The 412-nt window shown below is 37.9% G+C and carries 1 protein-coding gene; it reads right to left on the minus strand.

The features are described from left to right. A partial coding sequence (locus tag FD18_RS01335) for an IS30 family transposase (protein WP_157053594.1) occupies window positions 1-412 on the minus strand: 412 nt, incomplete at both ends.

The raw sequence follows: 412 nt of genomic DNA on the forward strand, positions 1-412 counted from the left end.
AAAATATCATTCCAATGTTCGCTGTATTGCCTTTGGAGTTCTTTAAAGGCCTGCATAACACTGACAGAAGTCTTGTCAGGAATACGAAGAATTAAAAACTCACGGCTCATGCGCTCAGATAGAGTTAACAATACCTCATCATCTTTAGTTTTATGTCCGAGAACCAAATCGCATTCCCAATGACCGAATTCATTACGTTCACTAATTTCTTTTGAACGTTCTTCAATACTTCTACCAAGCTTTTTCTTATTTTTGCGAACACGATGAAGCTTAGTATTGCGTTTAAGCTTCTCAGGCAAGTCGTAATTATGTATATCTAATAGACCTTGGTCGACATAATTGTAAAGAATCTTAGTACAGACAACATCTCTGCTGCTAAATGCGCCAACAGCAGTAGCACGATTACTGCACA

Source organism: Lactobacillus taiwanensis DSM 21401, assembly GCF_001436695.1.
GTDB classification, from domain to species: Bacteria; Bacillota; Bacilli; order Lactobacillales; family Lactobacillaceae; genus Lactobacillus; species Lactobacillus taiwanensis.